Raw genomic sequence first — 18410 nt, 5'->3', positions numbered from 1 at the left:
GATAAAATTAAAATTTCCAGACAGATTCATTCCACTGATAACTTCCTGGTTTTAGGGTTAAATGCATTTCTTTTTTTTCTTCTATTTTCATTCTGATTACCCCCTGAGCAAATTCCTGCTCCGGGTAAAACTTTTTGTATTCCAAATGTTCAATAATAGCATAAGCTGTTGCACCACCTTCTATCAATAATTCATCCAAATTTACTTTTTCAAGCACTTTTTTCACCACTGTGGCAAATATTTCCTTTATGCTGCAGGAAAGTTCTTCCGTTTTCTTGCATTCCAAAGTATCAACAGCAATAATTACCTTGTCTTTTTGTTCAATTGCAGCTGTGATAGCATCAATCCACTGCGTAATATTTTCTTCAAAATTATCCGCACACAAAATAGATTTCGGCATATACAATACACTTCCTCCGGTTTCTTTTACTTCACGAACCACTTCTCTGCTTGGCAAATGATTACTTCCGCAAACGTACAATGCTTTTTTACCAAAAGAGAATTCCTTTTTCAAGGCAGATTCTTCTTTTTTAATAGTTCTTAAAATAGCATTAAAAAAACTCGCTCCACCGGCAGGCAGCATCGTATCATCAATAATTTTGGCCCAGCCCATCAAATCTTCATTTGTTGGCGTATTTCCAATAATGAATCCTTCTTTCGGTATTTTTTGTCCCAAAGAAACAGAAAAAGCCTGGTCTCTGTATTCGTCTCCAATCATATCCAAAACACTGGAAGTGGCTCTTCTTTCAAACTCATCTCCGGAAAAATCAGATTCCATCAGAGGAATTTTATTCAAATAATAAATTCCGTCCACAATCGTGCGGTTCATTGCCGGATTAGCCGGAACTAACAGCACTTTTTTCTTTCCGGAAACCGTTAACTGCACCTCAAGTTCCTCCCCGATTTTGCCTCTCAACAAAGAATCGGTTTTTTTATAAATAAAATCGGGCTTCAATTTAAGCAATTCTTCCGTTACTTCCCTGATTTGTTTTTGAGCCTCAACTGTACACAAAGACCTCGTATTTGTTGCAATTACCAAAATATCACAGTCGTAATTTGCGTTTACACTAGTATCTATGGTAACGCTGTAACCATTGCGCAAGGCAATTCCGCCTACTTCGGCAGCCCCTGTAAAATCATCTGAAATAACCGCTATCATCTTCCTACTGCTTGTCTTGTTTATTTTTGTGTAATCTTGCCGCGTATTCAACAGCAAGCACCATAGCATCCGGACTGGCAATACCTCTTCCTGCAATTTCCATAGCCGTACCATGATCTACCGAAGTTCGAATAATAGGAAGCCCTAAAGTAATATTTACACCTCTAACGCTTTTCATTTGTCCTTTGGACTGATCCCAATTAAACCCAACCGCTTTAAACGGAATATGTCCCTGATCGTGGTACATAGCCACACAACCATCATAAACACCTCCAATAGCTTTTGGAAACAAAGTATCGGCAGGAATTGGACCTTCCACATTATAGCCTTTTGCTAAAGCTTCATTGACTGCCGGAATAATTTCCTGCTCTTCTTCCCAACCAAAAAGTCCTCCGTCACTGGCATGCGGATTCAATCCGGCTACGCCGATTTTAGGATTTTGAACACCCAGTTTTTTACAGGCATCATCGATAAGGTAAATAGTATCTAATATTCGGTCTTTTTTAACCAAATCACACGCCTGTCTTAAGGAAACGTGCGTAGAAACGTGAATTACTCTTAAATTTTCCTCCACCAATAACATTCCGTATTTTTTGGTATTGGTATAATGCGCATAAATTTCGGTGTGCCCGGCAAAAATATGTCCCGCTTTTTGAATAGACTCTTTGTTGATTGGACCTGTTACCGTTCCGTCAATTTCTCCGGCTAAGGCCAATTCGATATTTTTAACCACTGTTCTAAAAGCCACATCTCCAGCTTCGGCAGTGATTTCGCCCATTTTTAAATCGGCAATATTCATATAATTCAAATCAAAAACATCGGCGGTTCCTTTTTCAAATTTGGCATCCGCAATTTTTGAAATACGATTTACTTTTAAATCCAAACCACAAAAAGCAATTGCCTGCTCAAAAACATCTGCTTCTCCCACCAAAACAGGATTACAGGCTTCATACACTTTTGGATCTAACAAAGCTTTTACAGCTACTTCAGGTCCTATACTGGCGGGATCTCCCATAGTTATCCCTAATATTGGCTTTCTATTCTCCATTATTCAATACTGTTTATGCTTTTTAAATCGTTTCCGTAATTTTTAATTTTTTCCAATGCTGTTTTTTCATCCGCTTCATTCACAGCAATCATTGGCAATAAAACGGCTTTAGTACAAAGCTTATAATTTGCCAATAAAGATTTCAGAATAGGAATAGCGTTGCATAATATTTGGTTTTCCTGATAAATTTTAGAAATCGCATCGCTTTTTTCCTGAGCTTTTTGAGCCGCTGCATTATTTCCTGCTAAAACGCTTTCATAAATTGTACTGTACAATTGCGGTGTTAAATTTCCGGTACTCGGTACTAATCCGTCTGCACCCAGCAACATTCCTTCATAGGATTTTGCCGCCCAACCTAACAAATAAGCGAAATCCTCACGGTCTTTCCACAGTCCGATGGCTTTTGCCATACGTTCTTCGCCTCTTTCGGATTCTTTATAGCCAACAATGTTTGGGTGTTTACTCAATGCATCAGCCGTTTCTAAATCAATTGACATGTTAGTAGTCATTGGCATATTATAAATAATCAATGGCAATGCGACTGCCGAAGCCAATTGATTAAAATAATTTAAAATATGATTTTGACTCAACGGATAATAAAACGGTACATGAGCCACTAAAACATCCACTCCTAAATCGGTGTACATTTTAGCCTGATCCACCGATTCCTGGAAACAGTTTCCTGAAATTCCGGCATAAACCACCGCTTTCCCTTTGGCAACCTCAACAGTTTTTTTGACCAAAGCAATTTTGCTTTCCAAAGAAATCGAGCTGGATTCGCCCGTAGTTCCTAACACAAAAGGATGGCATCCGCCTTCGATTAAATGATTAACCAAAACACCAGCCGCATCCAAATCGATACTCAAATCGGCACGCAATGGCGTAACCATTGGTACCACAACTCCATTATATTTTTTAATTTTCTTCATTTTATGTATCTAAAAAGCCGATTGATAAATCGCTACAGCATCTTCTACGGCAATTTCTCTAATATTATTTTTCAACAAACGTTGTACTTTTATGGCTCCTTCAGCCAATTGAGGAATCGATTCTTCTTTTACCCCTGCCTCACTCAACGTAAGTGGTAAACCACAATCAGCAATTAATTGCTTCATGATTTTCACACCTTCCAAAGCCGTTTCTTTAGAAGTCGCTTTCTTTTCTGCGCCTAAAACCTCAGCGATACGTTCGTATTTACTCACATCGGCTTCAATGTTATATTCCATCACATAAGGTAACAACAAAGCATTTGATAATCCGTGTGGAATATGATATTCTACTCCCAACGGATAAGACAAAGCATGAACAGCAGCCGTGTTTACAGGTCCTAAACACATTCCTCCATACATACTCCCTAAGGCAACCTGCGCTCTGGCTTCTAAATCCGAACCATTATCACAGGCTCTTTTTAAATATTTAGCAATCAGTCGTACCCCTTCTAAAGCATACAAATCCACAAAAGGATGTGCAAATTTATTAGTATACGCTTCTAAACAATGCGTTAAGGCATCAATTCCGGTAGCAGCAGTGATACTTTTTGGTAAAGAAACCGTCAAAACCGGATCAATATAAGCCGCATCGGGCACTAAAAACGGACTAATAATCCCTACTTTTTCTCCTAATTCATTCACAAAAATAGCATTTGGCGAAACCTCACTTCCCGTTCCGGAAGTCGTTGGGATACAAGCCACATAAATTTGTCTTTCCTTAAGATTTCCGATTCCTTTTATTTCGTCTAAAGTTTGCGTGTTTTTTAACTGAGCAGCCACTAATTTAGCCACATCCAAAACACTTCCACCCCCAATTCCCACAACACTGTCGGCGTTAAAGGCAATGGCTTTTTCTAATGTTTTATTAAAATCATCAAATGTTGGCTCTCCTACAATTGATTCATCAATAACAATTTCAACTCCTTGTGATGTTAATGTATTTAAAAAAGAAGCCAACGTATGACTAAGTTCAGTAATACTCAACAAAAACAAACGTTTAAAACCTTTTTCTACAAAATCATCCACAAATCGCTGCATACTTCCCTCCCCGAAAACAACACGATTAGGATTTAAAATTACAATTTCTTTCATTCTTTCTCTTTTAACATAAAGCTCTATACAACAACTTTTTAACACTAAAAAACCTTTTAAATTCAAAAATGTAAACGTTTACATTTTTAAACCAAAAAAAACTACTCAATTCGAGTAGTCGATTTCCTCAGCATTAACTCCGTTTTCAAAATAACATTTTCTTTCTTTTTCCCTGGATTTGCAATCCTTTCATAAAGCATCTCTGCTGCTTTTCTCCCCATATCAAATCCGGGCTGACGCACTGCTGTCAATGGCGGATTCAACGAAATAGACCAAGGCATATCATCAAAACCAATGATAGAAATTTCTTCAGGAATTTTAATATTTTCAGCATGTATCGCTTCCAGCGCACCTAAAGTCAACAAGTTATTCCCAGAAAAAATAGCGGTTGGTCTTTGTTCCAATTCTAAAATTTTCTGAGCTATTTCAAATCCACTTTTATAATCGGTATTTCGGGCAAAAACCAAACTTTCATCAAATGGAACCCCATGTTTTTCCAAAGCTTTTTTATAACCCGACATACGTTCGATATAGGTTGGAATCTTAAAATTCCCCGAAATAAAAGCAATTCTTTTATGACCCATATTCAATAAATGGTCAATAGCATTGAAAGCCCCTAACTCATTATCTACTTTTACCACATCTACATCAATCTCTGTCAAACCTCTGTCAATACAAACCACCGGAATATTCTTTTTAACCAAATTCTCAATTCCTTTATCTTTCCCATGAATTGGCGCCACGATTAATCCATCAATATTCTCCGATTGGAAAATATCCAAGTACAATTTTTCCTTTTTCTCATCCTGACCAAAATTCCCAATCATAACGGCAAAATTGTTCTGATAAGCATAATCTTCAACACCTCTTACCACATCAACAAAAAAGGGATTTTGAATATCGGGAATAATTAGTCCTAACAATTTTGTTTTACTGTTAGAACTTCTCAAACGCTGTGCAACACGGTTAGGTTTGTATTCTAAAGCAGCAATCGAAGCCTGAACTTTAAGCACAGTTTCACGACTTACCTTAGGATCATTATTGATAACCCTAGATACCGTGGCTATAGAAACCTTAGAATGTTCCGCTACTGCTTTTAGATTTGACAATTTGATAAATGTAAACGTTTACATGACAAATGTGGAAAAAAAATTTTAGAAAAACAAATTTTACTCACTTTTGTTTTTATTAAGATAAATAAATTTTGAACACACTCTCAATCTTTCAATTCTGACTGGAGTTTTTTAGACAAACTAGCAAAGACTAATTCGTAAGAACAATCAATCATTTCTTTCAATAAAACATCCGAAACATCCTTGTTAATCGCAACCGTATTCCAATGTTTTTTATTCATGTGAAAACCCGGCTGCACCGCTTCAAACTGTAACCGCCACTCTTTAGCCTGATCAGGATCGCATTTTAAATTTACTGACGGCTGCCCCAACTCCCATTGTTTTAAAGACGAAAGCGCAAACATCTTTCCGCCTACTTTAAAAACCAAAGTATCCTGATCAAAAGGAAAATGTTCCGTCACTCCCTTTTTGGAAAGACAATATTCGTAATATTCTTCTAAATTCATCACAACACTTTTTCCATTAATTTTTCCGGATGAGCTAACAATTTGAATCCAAATTTTTCATATAAAAAATGCGCATCTGTCGTGGCTAATCGCCAAATTTTAATTTGCTGTAAAGCAGGTTCCTTCATCATAGCACCAATTAAAATCGAAGCATAACCTTTCCCTCGGTGCTTTTCATCAATAAAAACATCCATCACATAAGCAAAAACCACATAATCAGTTATCACTCGCGCAAAACCAATTTGCTCCTCATTCAGATAAATCCCGAAACAAAAAGAAGAATCTACACAAAGCTGAACCTCCTCCATAGTTCTGGGCGCAGCCCAGTAAATATCTTTGGTAAAATTATGGATAAAAGCAATATCCAACTTACTTTTATCAATTGAAACACTAATCATATTTTATACAAAACAGGTTTACTCGGACTCGCATCATTTTCAAAAGAAACTATTTGCAAATTCAATAAATAATTGCCGTCCGGAACTTCATCCGGCACATAAATCATTTCGGTAATCGTAGCATTCCGTCGGGCATCCGTATTCAAATTACTCACATTTTTCACATTCCAAAATGCCTTATGTGCTAATAAATTACCCTCATCCTGTTCTTTATCTACACTAGGCAAATCAATTAAAAGATGCTGAATTCCGCTTTCGCGAATAAAAATCGCTGCTTCTTCAGACAAAAAAGGAGGATTCGTATTCGAATAATTCTGATGCTTTTTCATTTCCAAATTAGGTAAAGTGCGAATGATTAAAGCTTCTTTTACCAAACCTGATTCTAATGTCACATCGAGCGCAGTCGTTATATTTTCTAAAGTAATCACCAAATCTTCTCTCTGCTGTTCCGGCTGAACTGAAATTAATTCGGCCAAAAAGAAAAATTGCTTCAAACATTGATTGATACTATAAAAATCTTTGGTAATATGCCCCAAACACTCGGTGTGCGTTCCATGAGCATGCGGATTAAAAACAATGGTATTAAAATTAGTCGAAGCACCTGACTGAACACTTCCCGTCCAATTACCAAAAACCACCGGTTTGATTTCCGGTTTACTCAAATACCAGGCAATCGGATTCGCATCCGTATTCGTTAACGGAATGGAAATATCAATGGGTTTTGATAAATCGACTTCGAAGTTGTTGATTTTTATTATCATATATTTTTAACCGCAAAGGGCACAAAGGTTTACGCGAAGCTCACAAAGCTTTGCGCTCATTGCGCCTTCTTTGTTTTCTTTGCGGTTAAACAATCATTCCAAATTTAAATAAAATAAGTCTGATGCAATCCCATCCGTCAAGAACTTTCCTTTTAAAGTAGGTTTCAAAATGTTATTTTCAATAAAAAGCAAATCATCATTCAGGAATTTCTGGGATTGCTTTAGTAAATAATCCAAATAATCTTGTCCAAATTCATTCTGAATTCTGTCTAATGAAACACCCCAAATCGTTCGCAATCCCGTCATAATATATTCGTTGTAACGGTCTTCAACCGACAATTTTTCGGTTTCATTGGGTAACTTATTTTCCTCAATGGATTTAATATAAAGTACATTATTCGCCACATTCCAACTTCTTGAAATTCCATCATAACTATGCGCCGAAGGCCCAATTCCGATGTATTTTTTTCCCAACCAATAAGCCGAATTATTTTTTGAAAAAAAATCCGGTTTTCCAAAATTGGACAACTCATAATGCACAAAGCCATTCTTTTCGAGTATTTCAACCAAAATCATAAAGTGTTCCGAAGCAACTTCGTCTTTCGGTTCTGCAATTTTACCAGTTTGAATCAGTTTATTCAAAGCCGTTTTTGGTTCTACCGTCAAAGCATAACTGGAAATATGCGGAATATTAAAACGCAAAGCCGTTTCGATATTTTGCTTCCATTTTTCATTACTCATTCCCGGAATACCATAAATCAAATCCAGAGAAATATTATCGAAATATTGACTGGCTAGTTCCAAACATTTTTTGGCTTCAGCCGAATTATGCGCCCGATTCATCATTTGTAAATCCTCTTCAAAAAAAGACTGAATCCCAATAGACAAACGATTAATCCCAATTTGTTTTAACGCAATTAAATATTCTTCCGACAAATCATCCGGATTGGCTTCCAGAGTAATTTCGGGATTTTCAGAAATGGAATAATTATCAAAAACGGCATCAATCAGCAATTTCAAATCAGCAATAGACAATCTACTTGGTGTCCCTCCACCAAAATAAATGGTTTCAACAAGCTCATCTTTGTCACTTCGAGCGCAGTCGAGAAGCTCATTTTTACGCATGACAATTTCTTTGGCCAAAGCCAAAACCATTTCGGCTGCCTTTTTCATCGAAGTCGAAAAATGAAAATCGCAATAATGACAAGCCTGCTTGCAAAACGGTATGTGTATGTAAATCCCTGACATTTATTTTAGTTTACAATCGCAGTCACCGTTTACAGCACTGAGACTGAACACTGATCACTTCTTAACTCTTTCTTCATTTTGTTTCACAAAAGCATCCCAACCCGAATAACTTTTACCAGCCACGACTTTTCCTGAATTGAAAAAATGACAAACAGCAGCCGCCAATCCATCCGTCGAATCAAGATTTTTAGGCAATGCTGCCAAACCTAAAAGCTGTTGCAGCATTTTAGCCACCTGTTCTTTACTGGCATTTCCGTTTCCGGTAATCGCCATTTTGATTTTCTTAGGTTCGTATTCCGTAATTGGAATTCCTCTCGAAAGTCCAGCCGCCATAGCAACTCCCTGAGCACGACCTAATTTCAACATCGATTGCACATTTTTCCCAAAGAAAGGTGCTTCAATTGCAATTTCGTCCGGACAATGGGTCTCAATCAACTCGATGGTGCGTTCAAAAATGATTTTCAGCTTTTGATAATGATTATCATATTTAGACAATTGCAGCTCGTTCAGTTGCACAAACTCCATTTTTTTATTGATAACACGAATCAATCCAAAGCCCATAATCGTGGTTCCGGGATCAATTCCTAATATGATGCGTTCGTTAGCCAAAAGATTTATTTAAAGTTTAAAGTGCAAAGCTCAAAGTTTTCGTTTCTTTGCACCAATGATTTCAATACCACACAAAACTAAGCAATTCCTAGTACTTCTAATCAAAATTTTGATTGTTGGCGGCGCATTCTGGTTTATTTATAACCAACTGGCAAATAACGATAAACTCGACTGGCAAAAATTCATCACTTTATTCCAGAAAAATCAATCCGTTGGAGGAATCACTTTTGTCTTATTATTAAGTGTTTTAAATCGTTATTTTGAAATTTTGAAATGGCAAAATTTAGCCCAACACATTCATAAAATCAGTGTGAGCGAATCGACCAAACAGGTTTTAGCAGCCTTAACAGCCGGATTATTCACCCCAAACGGCGTGGGCGAATATGCCGGAAAAGCATTGTTTTTCAAAAAATCGGAAGCTAAAAAAGTAGTTTTCCTAAACCTGATTTGCAACGGAATCCAAATGGTTTTAACGGTTATTTTCGGGATTTTTGGGTTGCTGTATTTCAATTCTCTTTTCAATGTAATTACTCCCAAAACGGTTTTAATACTTTTTGGAATTTTAATCGCTGTTATTCTTTTTCTTTTTTCCATCAAAAAATTCGCTATCAAAGGCTATTCGATAGAAAAACTGATTCATAAGATTAACGAAATCCCAAAATCGATTCATCAAAAAAATATCCTTTTAGGCATTTGCCGATATTTGGTTTTTTCGCATCAATATTATTTTTTATTCTTAGCTTTTGATGTCGATTTACCTTATTTAACATTAATTGCAACTATTGCCAGCGTTTATTTTTTAGCTTCTTCCTTACCTACTTTTCAGTTTTTAGATTTTGCGGTAAAAGGCGGCGTGGCTATTTATTTCTTTGGAATTCTTGGCGTGAACGAATGGATTGTCGTGTTTATTTCTACGCTAATGTGGTTTCTTAACGTAGTACTTCCCGTTGTCATCGGAAGTTATTATGTGTTGAATTTCAAAACTAAAACCGTTATAGCCTGATGCTTGCGGTTACCGTCATATTATTCACTTATTTTGCAACCATACTGCTTTTAATTCATGGTTTTTCAAAAATAAAAACCTTTGACAACTTAGACTTAAAACCAAAAAACGCTTTCAGTATTATTGTTCCTTTTCGAAATGAAGCCGAAAATTTGCCTATACTATTAGAAAGTCTTTCGCAATTAAATTATCCAACGAATTTATTCGAAGTAATTTTGGTCGACGATCAATCAACAGATGAATTCCAAATTCCAGTCCCGGTAGCTATCGGGATTAGATTTCAAATTTCGGTTATAAACAACATCAGAAAATCAAATTCCCCAAAAAAAGACGCGATAACCACCGCCATTAAACACATCAAAAACGACTGGATCACCACCACCGACGCGGATTGCGTCGTACCTGAAAACTGGCTTTTAAGTTTGGATAATTATATTCAAAATCAAAAACCAGAAATGATTGCCGGAGCCGTAAAATATTCCGGAGATCATTCTTTTTTACATTATTTCCAACAATTGGATTTAGCCAGTTTACAGGGAGCCACGATAGGCAGTTTCGGTTTAAGCAAAGGTTTTATGTGCAACGGTGCTAATTTGACCTACACCAAGTCACTTTTCGAAAAATTAAACGGTTTTGAAGGCAACAATAAAATTGCCAGTGGCGACGATGTTTTCCTTTTGCAAAAAGCAATAAACTCCCCAAATTTTGGCACTGAAAAAGTACATTATTTAAAATCCGAAAACCATATTGTAACCACAAAACCACTAGACAACTGGAAAGATTTATTTTATCAAAGAGTGCGCTGGGCTTCTAAAACCACTTCGTATCAAAGTAATTTTGGAAAAGCTTTGGGATTAATTGTTTTTGGCGGAAATATCAGTTTATGGTTTGTGCTTTGGAATTTCTGTTTTGGAAACGGGAATCAGTATCTTTTATCGTTTTTACTCCTGACAAAACTAAGTGTCGATTTTTTATTGATTTACAAAACGAATGTATTTTTAAAAAGCAAAACACAATCCTATTTAACAGCAAGTATATTGTATCCGTTTTTCAGCATTAGCGTGGCTTTGTATGCTTTAGTTGGAAAATACGAATGGAAAGGAAGAAAATTTCAGACTTAAAAACTACTCCACTTTGATAATCACCGGAAGAATAAATTGGGTTTTTACCGGAATTCCTTGTTTGATTGCCGGATTCACTTTTGGAAAATTAACCAATCTTGCGTGCAGAATACTGTCAATTTTTATGATATTGTAAGCTGTGGAATCTTTAGAAAACTGAGGTTCAAACTGCATTCGGGAATCCGGAAAAACAGTCACTTTTACTTCAATGGTATCCAATTCAGGATACAAAACCGAAAGCGTATCTACCTCTAATTTATCTTGAATTAACTGAGTCAAATATTCAAAAAAACATTGTTGGCGTTGTATTTTTTCAGTCAGCTTGTCACAGCCTGTAAACGAAGGATACTCATCTACCTCTTTCCAATTAATAGCTTTAAGTTCTTTTTGCAATAATTCTTTTTCAGAAGGCACTTGCTTCTCAAAATATTGACAAGAAGTAAAAAAACCTAAAATTAAAAAAAAGTAATACTGCTTCAAGGCCTTATTTTTGAATTCGACTAATATTTTATAAAAATACAATCATTTTTTGATTTTTCTAAAATAAAAAAAGCTCTTCATTTTCATGAAGAGCTTTTGCAAATTTTGCGGTCTGGACGGGACTCGAACCCGCGACCCCATGCGTGACAGGCATGTATTCTAACCAACTGAACTACCAAACCTCTGCTTTATTGCGAGTGCAAATATACAATTTAATTTTCTTTAAAAACAAGAGCAAAATGAAAATATTTTAAAATCTTTTTCTCTTAAATCTCAGAGCTGTTTTAAAATCAAAAAAGCCATTCACAATTAAGTGAAAAGCTTTTCATTGGTCTAACTACATAAACCATGGCTAGCTTACAAAGGCTAACCAAACAACACAACTAGCTTTCGATACCGTATAGTGGAAAAAAAAGCCTTTCTGTTACGAAAGGCTTCTCCAATATTAGCGGTCTGGACGGGACTCGAACCCGCGACCCCATGCGTGACAGGCATGTATTCTAACCAACTGAACTACCAAACCTCTGCTTTATTGCGGTGGCAAAGATACAACAGATTTCTATTTACACAAGTGTTTTTATAAAAAATAAAAAAATATTTTTCCGACTATTAACCAAAACTTTGTTTCTCAGTCAAATAAGTCAGCATTATTTTTTCAAAATCATCTCTTACACTCACCGGAACATACTTGATTTTGTTTTGCGCACAACTCAAAGCCAATTTTTTAAAGTACAAATCCAACTGTTTTTCATATACTTCTTTTACATTTTCGGCAAAAACCGAAATTTCTTCCCCGGTTTCAACATCAATGAATTTCCGTGGTGCATTGTCAAAATCAAAATAAAACTCGGTTTTGTCATCAATCACATGAAACAAAACCACTTTGTGTTTATTGTATTTTAAATGCTGCAAAGCACTCAATAACTTATCTTCATCTGCAGTTTGAAACATATCTGTAAACAAAATAATCATCGAACGACGATACATTTTCTCGGCAATTTGATGCAAAAAAGTAATCGTATCTGTACTTTTTTTAACCGCAGATTCTTTTAAAAGATTTTCCAGCGTATTCAAAATCATCCGATGATGGCGGTCACTGCCTTTTTCCGGCGCATAATATCCGTAAGAATCCGAAAAAACACTCAAACCCACCGCATCTCTTTGTTTCTTTAATAAATTCATCAAAACAGCCGAAGCCAAAACTGAAAAACCAATTTTGTTCTGATAAAAATGCTGCTTCCCACTTAATTTGGGATAATGCATCGACGAAGAATTATCGATAATAATATGACAACGCAAATTAGTTTCTTCCTCAAATTGTTTCGTATACAGTCTATCGGTCTTTGCAAAAAGCTTCCAATCAATATGTTTTGTACTTTCACCTGTATTATAGACTTTATGCTCCGCAAATTCAGCCGAAAATCCATGAAAAGGGCTTTTATGCATTCCAGAAATAAAACCTTCCACAACCTGATTAGCCAACAATTCCAGATGCTGAAAACTGGATATTTTTTCTATTTGGGTTTCTATCTTCATATCTCAAATGTATTAAAAAGATAATAGATAATAGAGAAAAGAAGCAAGAGAAAAGAGGATAGACCCTCTAAACTGTTATAAACAAAAAAAGGTTTGACTTGTGCCAAACCTTTTTTTCATATAAATCATAATCTTACGATTACAACAAAGCGTCTAAGCTATCTGCGTAGGTTTGTTTAGGAGCAACTCCTACTTGCTTACCTACAACTTCTCCGTTATGAAAAACCAACACTGTTGGAATGTTTCTCACACCGTATTTTGCAGCAAATTCCTGGTTTGCATCTACATCAACTTTACCTACCACAACTTTACCTTCGTATTCGTTGCTTAGTTCATCGATGATTGGCCCAACCATTCTACAAGGCCCACACCAAGCTGCCCAAAAATCTACCATTACAGGTTTATCTGATTTCAAAACTACTTCCTCAAAAGTAGCATCTGTAATTGCTAATGCCATATTTCTTTATTTAAAAGTTTATAAATCTAAAGTCTTTAATTCCTTAAACACCTTGCAAATTTAGAAATTAAAAACTTACTAAACACTATTCTAAAATTAGTTTTGGCTATTAATGTATTGTTAATTATTATAAGTCACTATGAACTCAAAAAAGACCCAAACTTTCAACAGCTATCCCATTAATTTGCTGTCAAATTCTAATTCAATTTAAAATTCACCTGCATTTTTTCTAATTCCTGCAACAATTCGGTCGAAATTTTAATTTTCAACCTTCTGCTTACCATGCTCAACTTAGTCACCACCTTAACTTCTTCGACTTCGGTAACCTGAACCGCTTTATTTTCCGGCATATCGGCAGTTTCTGCATCTTCATTATCTTCTTCAAAAACCACCTCATCGTTTTCTCCCACAGCAGGCGCAACCTCTATCAGTTTTTTAATTCTTTCTAATTCCATCACTTCAAAAGTCACCTGATGCTCTCCTTTGTTTTCATTAAAAAGATGATTTAGTTTATGAATAAATTCCGGATACAAATCTTTAATATTTAACAACACAATCAGTTTTTTTGCAAAAGATTCCAATACATCCTGCAACTGCTTCATTTCCACAAACTGCAATCTTGGCTCTCCTTTTTTTCCGGTTTCCTGATTCATCCAACCTTCTTTTATGGTCACCTTGATAAACATAAAATTGTTTTGAATAAAGAAATGACGAAACTTCAGATACTCTTCTCCAAAAATTCGGAACTCATAACTCTCATCATAACCCTCCAAAGCAAAAGAAGCCCAACCTTTACCGTTCTTAGCCACACGATGTTGCACATTATTGATAATTCCGCCCAAAGTAAGCGTCTTACCTACATAAGCTTCCATATTTTTTAAAGCTTCTAATTTGGCATTACAGAAATATTTCATTTCAAATCTAAAATCATCCAGCGGATGACCGGAAATATAAATTCCCACGACTTCTTTTTCCTTAGCCAGTTTTTCCATCGTACTCCAATCCTCACAAGGCGGAACAACAGGTTCGGCAATTTGTACTTCGCTGCTTTCTCCAAACAAACTTACCTGAGACGAATTTTCATTTTCCTGAAATTTCGAACCATAACGCATGGCTTTTTCGTAAAAGGTTATTCCATCTCCTTCATCATGAAAATACTGAGCTCTGTGCGTATCAGTAAAACAGTCAAATCCACCCGCTAAAGCCAAATTTTCAAAGGCTTTTTTATTAGCCGCACGCAAATCAATACGTTTAGCCAAATCAAATATCGATTTGTATAATCCGTTTTTTCTGTTTTCTACAATAGTTTCAACCGCTCCGGCTCCTACACCTTTAATCGCTCCCATCCCAAAACGAACTGCATAATCATCATTTACTGTAAATTTATAAAAGGATTCATTTACCGAAGGTCCTAAAACCTGCAAGCCCATTCGCTTACATTCTTCCATAAAAAAGGAAACCTGCTTGATATCATTCATATTATTCGAAAGTACCGCAGCCATATACTCTGCCGGATAATGCGCTTTTAAATAAGCCGTTTGATATGCTACCCAAGCATAACAAGTAGAGTGTGATTTATTGAAGGCATAACTCGCAAAAGCTTCCCAGTCCGTCCAAATTTTATCTAATTTTTTCTCGTCATGACCATTAGCCACTGCCTGATCAATAAACTTCCCTTTCATTTTATCCAGTACGTCCTTCTGCTTTTTACCCATTGCCTTACGAAGTACGTCGGCATCACCTTTAGAGAATCCGGCTAATTTTTGGGACAAAAGCATTACCTGCTCCTGATATACTGTAATTCCGTAGGTTTCTCCTAAATATTCTTCACAGGCATCTAAGTCATAGGTAATTTCTTCTTCTCCATTTTTTCGACGAACGAAGGAAGGAATATACTCCAAAGGTCCCGGACGATACAAGGCATTCATCGCAATCAAATCGGCAAAAACCGTTGGTTTTAAATCCTTCATGTATTTCTGCATTCCGGGCGACTCGTATTGGAAAACCCCTACTGTTTCTCCTCTTTGGAACAACTCATAGGTTTTGACATCATCAATTGGGAAATTATCCGGATTGAGTTCAATTCCGGTTCGGTATTTCACCAATTTTACCGTGTCTTTAATCAAAGTCAGAGTCTTCAGACCCAAGAAATCCATCTTCAGCAATCCAGCACTTTCTGCAACCGAGTTATCAAACTGAGTCACATATAAATCAGAATCTTTGGCGGTAGTAACCGGAACGAAATTGGTAATATCATCCGGCGTAATAATCACCCCACAGGCGTGAATTCCGGTATTACGCATCGAACCCTCCAGAATTTTAGCCTGCTGAATGGTTTCTCCAGCTAGATCTCCTTCATTAGCAATGGCAATTAATTCTTTAACTCGATCAAATTCTTCGGAAGACTTCAACGCCTTTTTAACATCATCCTCACTTTCCGAAATAAAACGAGCCAAATTCCATTTCCCGGGCATCATTGCCGGAATCAGCTTTGCAATTCGGTCTGCTTCAAAAAGCGGTAAATCCAATACACGGGCAGTATCACGAATAGCCGACTTGGTTGCCATTTTACCATAAGTAATAATCTGCGCCACCTGATTGGCTCCGTATTTATTAATTACATAATCCATAACACGGGAACGTCCCTCATCATCAAAGTCGATATCAATATCGGGCATAGATACACGATCCGGATTCAGGAAACGCTCAAAAAGCAAATCGTACTTAATTGGGTCGATATTGGTAATCCCTAAACAATAAGCCACCGCTGAACCCGCAGCCGATCCACGACCAGGCCCTACCGAAACCCCCATTTTACGAGCTTCGGCAATGAAATCCTGTACAATCAAAAAGTAACCCGGATATCCTGAATTCGAAATAGTCATCAACTCGAAATCTAAACGTTCCCGAACTTCATCCGTAATTGCTTCGTAACGACGTTCTGCTCCTGTATAAGTCAAATGACGCAAATAGGCATTTTCTCCTCTCACTCCGCCATCAGCCAAATCTTCTGCAACTTTAAATTCGTCTGGAATTTCAAATTTTGGAAGCAATACATCTCGGTACAAAGAGTAAATTTCGACCTTATCAATAATTTCCTGAATATTGATAATAGCTTCAGGCAAATCAGCAAAGAGTTTTTTCATCTCTTCCTCCGACTTATAATAATATTCCTGATTAGGTAATCCATAACGGTAGCCACGACCACGACCAATTGGAGTTGCTTGCTTTTCACCATCTTTCACACACAACAAAATATCGTGCGCATTCGCATCTTCCTTGTTTACATAATAGGTATTATTGGTCGCAATTAACTTTACATTATGTTTTTTAGAAAACTCTATCAGGGTTTTATTGACCCTGTTTTCATCTTCCTGATTGTGACGCATGATTTCGAGATAAAAATCATCATTAAACTGTGATTTCCACCAAAGCAAAGCTTCTTCTGCCTGGTTTTCACCAATATTTAAAATTTTACTCGGAATTTCCCCATAGAGATTTCCGGACAAAACCATGATATCTTCTTTGTATCTTTCGACAACCGAACGGTCGATACGCGGCACATAATAAAATCCGTCAACATAAGCAATCGAAGCCATTTTAGCCAGATTATGATAACCATTTTTATTTTTAGCCATCAACACCACCTGATATCCGTTGTCTTTTTTGGTTTTATCTTTGTGATTTTCACAAATATTAAATTCACAACCTACGATAGGTTTTACCTCTGTTTCTGTAGGTTCTTCTCCACTTTCAACCAAAGCTTTATTTTTAGCAGAAGCTCCTTTATTGTGATTCATCACGGCACTCACAAAATGGAAAGCCCCCATCATATTTCCGGTATCAGTCATAGCCACGGCCGGAAATTTATTTTTTACAGTAGCCGCAACTAAAGGACCAATTCCAATAGTTGATTGCAAAACCGAAAACTGGGTATGGTTGTGTAAATGGGCAAATTTTGCTTCTTTAAAATCCTTTCTGCTTTCTTCAGAAATAGTACTTTCAGGTGCTTTTACTTCCGACTTTTGAAGTTGCTCTCTGATTTTATCCGAAGCCGCTTTCAGGTTAATATGTTTTAATCCTATAAGCTGAATTTCCTGCGGATTTCTGGCCTGGAATTCCTGAAAATAAGAAACCGGAACATCTAATTCTTCCTTGGTAAAAACCTCCCTTTTGATTAATTCTAAAAAACAACGGGTAGTTGCTTCCACGTCGGCAGTGGCGTTGTGCGCTTCCGCAAAAGGAACGTTGAATAAATATTCGTGCAACTCGGTCAATGTAGGCAATTTGAATTTCCCACCACGACCTCCGGGTAATTTCAATAAATTAGCCGTCACCTCGGTACAGGTATCCAAAACAGGCATGGAAGCCATCGGTGAATCCACACCCATTCGGTGAAATTCACAGCCCATAATGTTGACATCAAACCCCAGGTTTTGCCCCACAATAAATTTGGCCTTGCCCAAAGCAATATTGAATTTCTCCAAAACCTCAGCCAAAGTGATTCCTTCAGCTTCTGCTAATTCGGTTGAAATTCCGTGAATTCGCTCGGCATCATAGGGAATATTAAAACCTTCCGGTTTCACCAAATAATCCTGATGTTCGACTAATTGTCCCATGTCGTCATGCAACTGCCAGGCAATCTGAATACATCGTGGCCAGTTGGCCGTATCAGTTATAGGAGCGTCCCAACGTTTCGGTAATCCGGTAGTTTCGGTATCGAATATTAAATACATAGCTGTTTTTGAAGTGTTTGCAATTTATAAAAATCACAAAAATTGAATTTCAAATTTAGTTTTTTTTGAGGCGAATGAAAAGGGAAGTTATTAACAAAAAGAAGCCGTCTCAAAACATAATTTGAGGCGGTTTTTTCATTTCAGTCTATTTGGTTTGATTTTTACTTCTGCTGAAAAAAACTAAAATTGTCCTT

General features: G+C 36.7%; 16 protein-coding genes and 2 tRNA genes. 2 read left to right on the top strand and 16 right to left on the bottom strand.

What is annotated here, in order from left to right; all coding sequences use genetic code 11:
- Positions 1–7: 7 nt before the first annotated feature.
- From B6A10_RS02035 to ruvC, 10 genes are all read right to left on the bottom strand, one after another.
- Positions 8–1159, bottom strand: coding sequence for a four-carbon acid sugar kinase family protein (locus B6A10_RS02035; protein ID WP_188219524.1), 1152 nt, complete (start codon positions 1157–1159; stop codon positions 8–10).
- A 4-nt stretch (positions 1160–1163) separates the two neighbouring features.
- Positions 1164–2207 (bottom strand): 4-hydroxythreonine-4-phosphate dehydrogenase PdxA, encoded by a 1044-nt coding sequence (gene pdxA, locus B6A10_RS02030; protein ID WP_055092017.1) that lies wholly within the window; start codon positions 2205–2207, stop codon positions 1164–1166.
- Positions 2207–3136, bottom strand: coding sequence for a dihydrodipicolinate synthase family protein (locus B6A10_RS02025; RefSeq protein WP_188219523.1), 930 nt, complete (start codon positions 3134–3136; stop codon positions 2207–2209). The genes pdxA and B6A10_RS02025 overlap by 1 nt, the downstream gene beginning before the upstream one ends.
- A 9-nt stretch (positions 3137–3145) precedes the next feature.
- Positions 3146–4288 carry an iron-containing alcohol dehydrogenase gene (locus tag B6A10_RS02020; protein ID WP_188219522.1) on the bottom strand — a complete coding sequence of 381 codons (1143 nt, stop codon included), beginning with the start codon at positions 4286–4288 and terminating at the stop codon, positions 3146–3148.
- A gap of 101 nt (positions 4289–4389) precedes the next feature.
- A complete protein-coding gene (locus tag B6A10_RS02015; RefSeq protein ID WP_188219521.1) occupies positions 4390–5397 on the bottom strand; it encodes a LacI family DNA-binding transcriptional regulator in 1008 nt (335 codons plus the stop codon).
- A 107-nt stretch (positions 5398–5504) separates the two neighbouring features.
- Complete coding sequence (locus B6A10_RS02010) at positions 5505–5867, bottom strand: MmcQ/YjbR family DNA-binding protein (RefSeq protein WP_188219520.1); 363 nt, start codon at positions 5865–5867, stop codon at positions 5505–5507.
- Positions 5867–6265 (bottom strand): GNAT family N-acetyltransferase, encoded by a 399-nt coding sequence (locus tag B6A10_RS02005; protein ID WP_188219519.1) that lies wholly within the window; start codon positions 6263–6265, stop codon positions 5867–5869. The genes B6A10_RS02010 and B6A10_RS02005 overlap by 1 nt, the downstream gene beginning before the upstream one ends.
- Positions 6262–7026, bottom strand: a complete 765-nt coding sequence (locus B6A10_RS02000) for a cyclase family protein (protein WP_188219518.1) — start codon at positions 7024–7026, stop codon at positions 6262–6264. The genes B6A10_RS02005 and B6A10_RS02000 overlap by 4 nt, the downstream gene beginning before the upstream one ends.
- A gap of 93 nt (positions 7027–7119) precedes the next feature.
- Positions 7120–8274 (bottom strand): radical SAM family heme chaperone HemW, encoded by a 1155-nt coding sequence (gene hemW / locus B6A10_RS01995; protein WP_188219517.1) that lies wholly within the window; start codon positions 8272–8274, stop codon positions 7120–7122.
- A 54-nt stretch (positions 8275–8328) separates the two neighbouring features.
- The gene (ruvC, locus tag B6A10_RS01990) at positions 8329–8883 is read right to left on the bottom strand and encodes a crossover junction endodeoxyribonuclease RuvC (protein ID WP_055092003.1); all 555 of its coding nucleotides are present in this window, start codon (positions 8881–8883) and stop codon (positions 8329–8331) included.
- Positions 8884–8938: 55 nt separating this feature from the next.
- On the opposite strand from ruvC, the gene B6A10_RS01985 reads away from it, so the two are divergent.
- Both B6A10_RS01985 and B6A10_RS01980 read left to right on the top strand, forming a co-directional pair.
- The gene (locus B6A10_RS01985; protein ID WP_188219516.1) at positions 8939–9886 is read left to right on the top strand and encodes a lysylphosphatidylglycerol synthase transmembrane domain-containing protein; all 948 of its coding nucleotides are present in this window, start codon (positions 8939–8941) and stop codon (positions 9884–9886) included.
- Entirely contained in the window at positions 9886–11007 is a 1122-nt protein-coding gene (locus B6A10_RS01980) for a glycosyltransferase family 2 protein (protein WP_188219515.1), read from the top strand. Before B6A10_RS01985 ends, B6A10_RS01980 begins: the two co-directional genes overlap by 1 nt.
- A gap of 3 nt (positions 11008–11010) precedes the next feature.
- On the opposite strand, the gene B6A10_RS01975 is transcribed toward B6A10_RS01980, so the two are convergent.
- The 6 genes from B6A10_RS01975 to dnaE all read right to left on the bottom strand — a co-directional run bounded on the left by B6A10_RS01975 (position 11011) and on the right by dnaE (position 18216).
- Positions 11011–11487, bottom strand: a complete 477-nt coding sequence (locus B6A10_RS01975; protein WP_188219514.1) for a hypothetical protein — start codon at positions 11485–11487, stop codon at positions 11011–11013.
- A gap of 108 nt (positions 11488–11595) precedes the next feature.
- Positions 11596–11669 (bottom strand) — tRNA-Asp (locus B6A10_RS01970).
- A 267-nt stretch (positions 11670–11936) separates the two neighbouring features.
- Positions 11937–12010, bottom strand: a tRNA-Asp gene (locus tag B6A10_RS01965).
- An 86-nt stretch (positions 12011–12096) separates the two neighbouring features.
- The gene (locus B6A10_RS01960; RefSeq protein ID WP_188219513.1) at positions 12097–13023 is read right to left on the bottom strand and encodes a DUF58 domain-containing protein; all 927 of its coding nucleotides are present in this window, start codon (positions 13021–13023) and stop codon (positions 12097–12099) included.
- Positions 13024–13162: 139 nt separating this feature from the next.
- Positions 13163–13480 (bottom strand): thioredoxin, encoded by a 318-nt coding sequence (trxA, locus tag B6A10_RS01955; RefSeq protein WP_024980008.1) that lies wholly within the window; start codon positions 13478–13480, stop codon positions 13163–13165.
- Between the two features lie 197 nt (positions 13481–13677).
- Positions 13678–18216, bottom strand: coding sequence for a DNA polymerase III subunit alpha (dnaE, locus tag B6A10_RS01950; protein WP_188219512.1), 4539 nt, complete (start codon positions 18214–18216; stop codon positions 13678–13680).
- Positions 18217–18410 lie beyond the last annotated feature (194 nt).

This window comes from Flavobacterium pokkalii, from assembly GCF_014596575.1.
In the GTDB taxonomy this organism is placed as follows: Bacteria; Bacteroidota; Bacteroidia; order Flavobacteriales; family Flavobacteriaceae; genus Flavobacterium; species Flavobacterium pokkalii.
The sequence above is the reverse complement of the archived record's forward strand: the minus strand, read 5'-3'. Positions and strand labels throughout refer to the sequence as shown.

What these genes read in the sequence shown, in the direction of transcription:
- B6A10_RS01960 (WP_188219513.1), bottom strand. Translation starts at nt 13,023, where the DNA reads ATGAAGATAGAAACCCAAATAGAAAAAATATCCAGTTTTCAGCATCTG.
- B6A10_RS02025 (WP_188219523.1), bottom strand. Translation starts at nt 3,136, where the DNA reads ATGAAGAAAATTAAAAAATATAATGGAGTTGTGGTACCAATGGTTACG.
- B6A10_RS02020 (WP_188219522.1), bottom strand. Translation starts at nt 4,288, where the DNA reads ATGAAAGAAATTGTAATTTTAAATCCTAATCGTGTTGTTTTCGGGGAG.
- B6A10_RS02035 (WP_188219524.1), bottom strand. Translation starts at nt 1,159, where the DNA reads ATGATAGCGGTTATTTCAGATGATTTTACAGGGGCTGCCGAAGTAGGC.
- dnaE (WP_188219512.1), bottom strand. Translation starts at nt 18,216, where the DNA reads ATGTATTTAATATTCGATACCGAAACTACCGGATTACCGAAACGTTGG.
- pdxA (WP_055092017.1), bottom strand. Translation starts at nt 2,207, where the DNA reads ATGGAGAATAGAAAGCCAATATTAGGGATAACTATGGGAGATCCCGCC.
- B6A10_RS01980 (WP_188219515.1), top strand. Translation starts at nt 9,886, where the DNA reads ATGCTTGCGGTTACCGTCATATTATTCACTTATTTTGCAACCATACTG.
- hemW (WP_188219517.1), bottom strand. Translation starts at nt 8,274, where the DNA reads ATGTCAGGGATTTACATACACATACCGTTTTGCAAGCAGGCTTGTCAT.
- B6A10_RS02000 (WP_188219518.1), bottom strand. Translation starts at nt 7,026, where the DNA reads ATGATAATAAAAATCAACAACTTCGAAGTCGATTTATCAAAACCCATT.
- B6A10_RS01985 (WP_188219516.1), top strand. Translation starts at nt 8,939, where the DNA reads ATGATTTCAATACCACACAAAACTAAGCAATTCCTAGTACTTCTAATC.
- B6A10_RS02010 (WP_188219520.1), bottom strand. Translation starts at nt 5,867, where the DNA reads ATGAATTTAGAAGAATATTACGAATATTGTCTTTCCAAAAAGGGAGTG.
- B6A10_RS02005 (WP_188219519.1), bottom strand. Translation starts at nt 6,265, where the DNA reads ATGATTAGTGTTTCAATTGATAAAAGTAAGTTGGATATTGCTTTTATC.
- trxA (WP_024980008.1), bottom strand. Translation starts at nt 13,480, where the DNA reads ATGGCATTAGCAATTACAGATGCTACTTTTGAGGAAGTAGTTTTGAAA.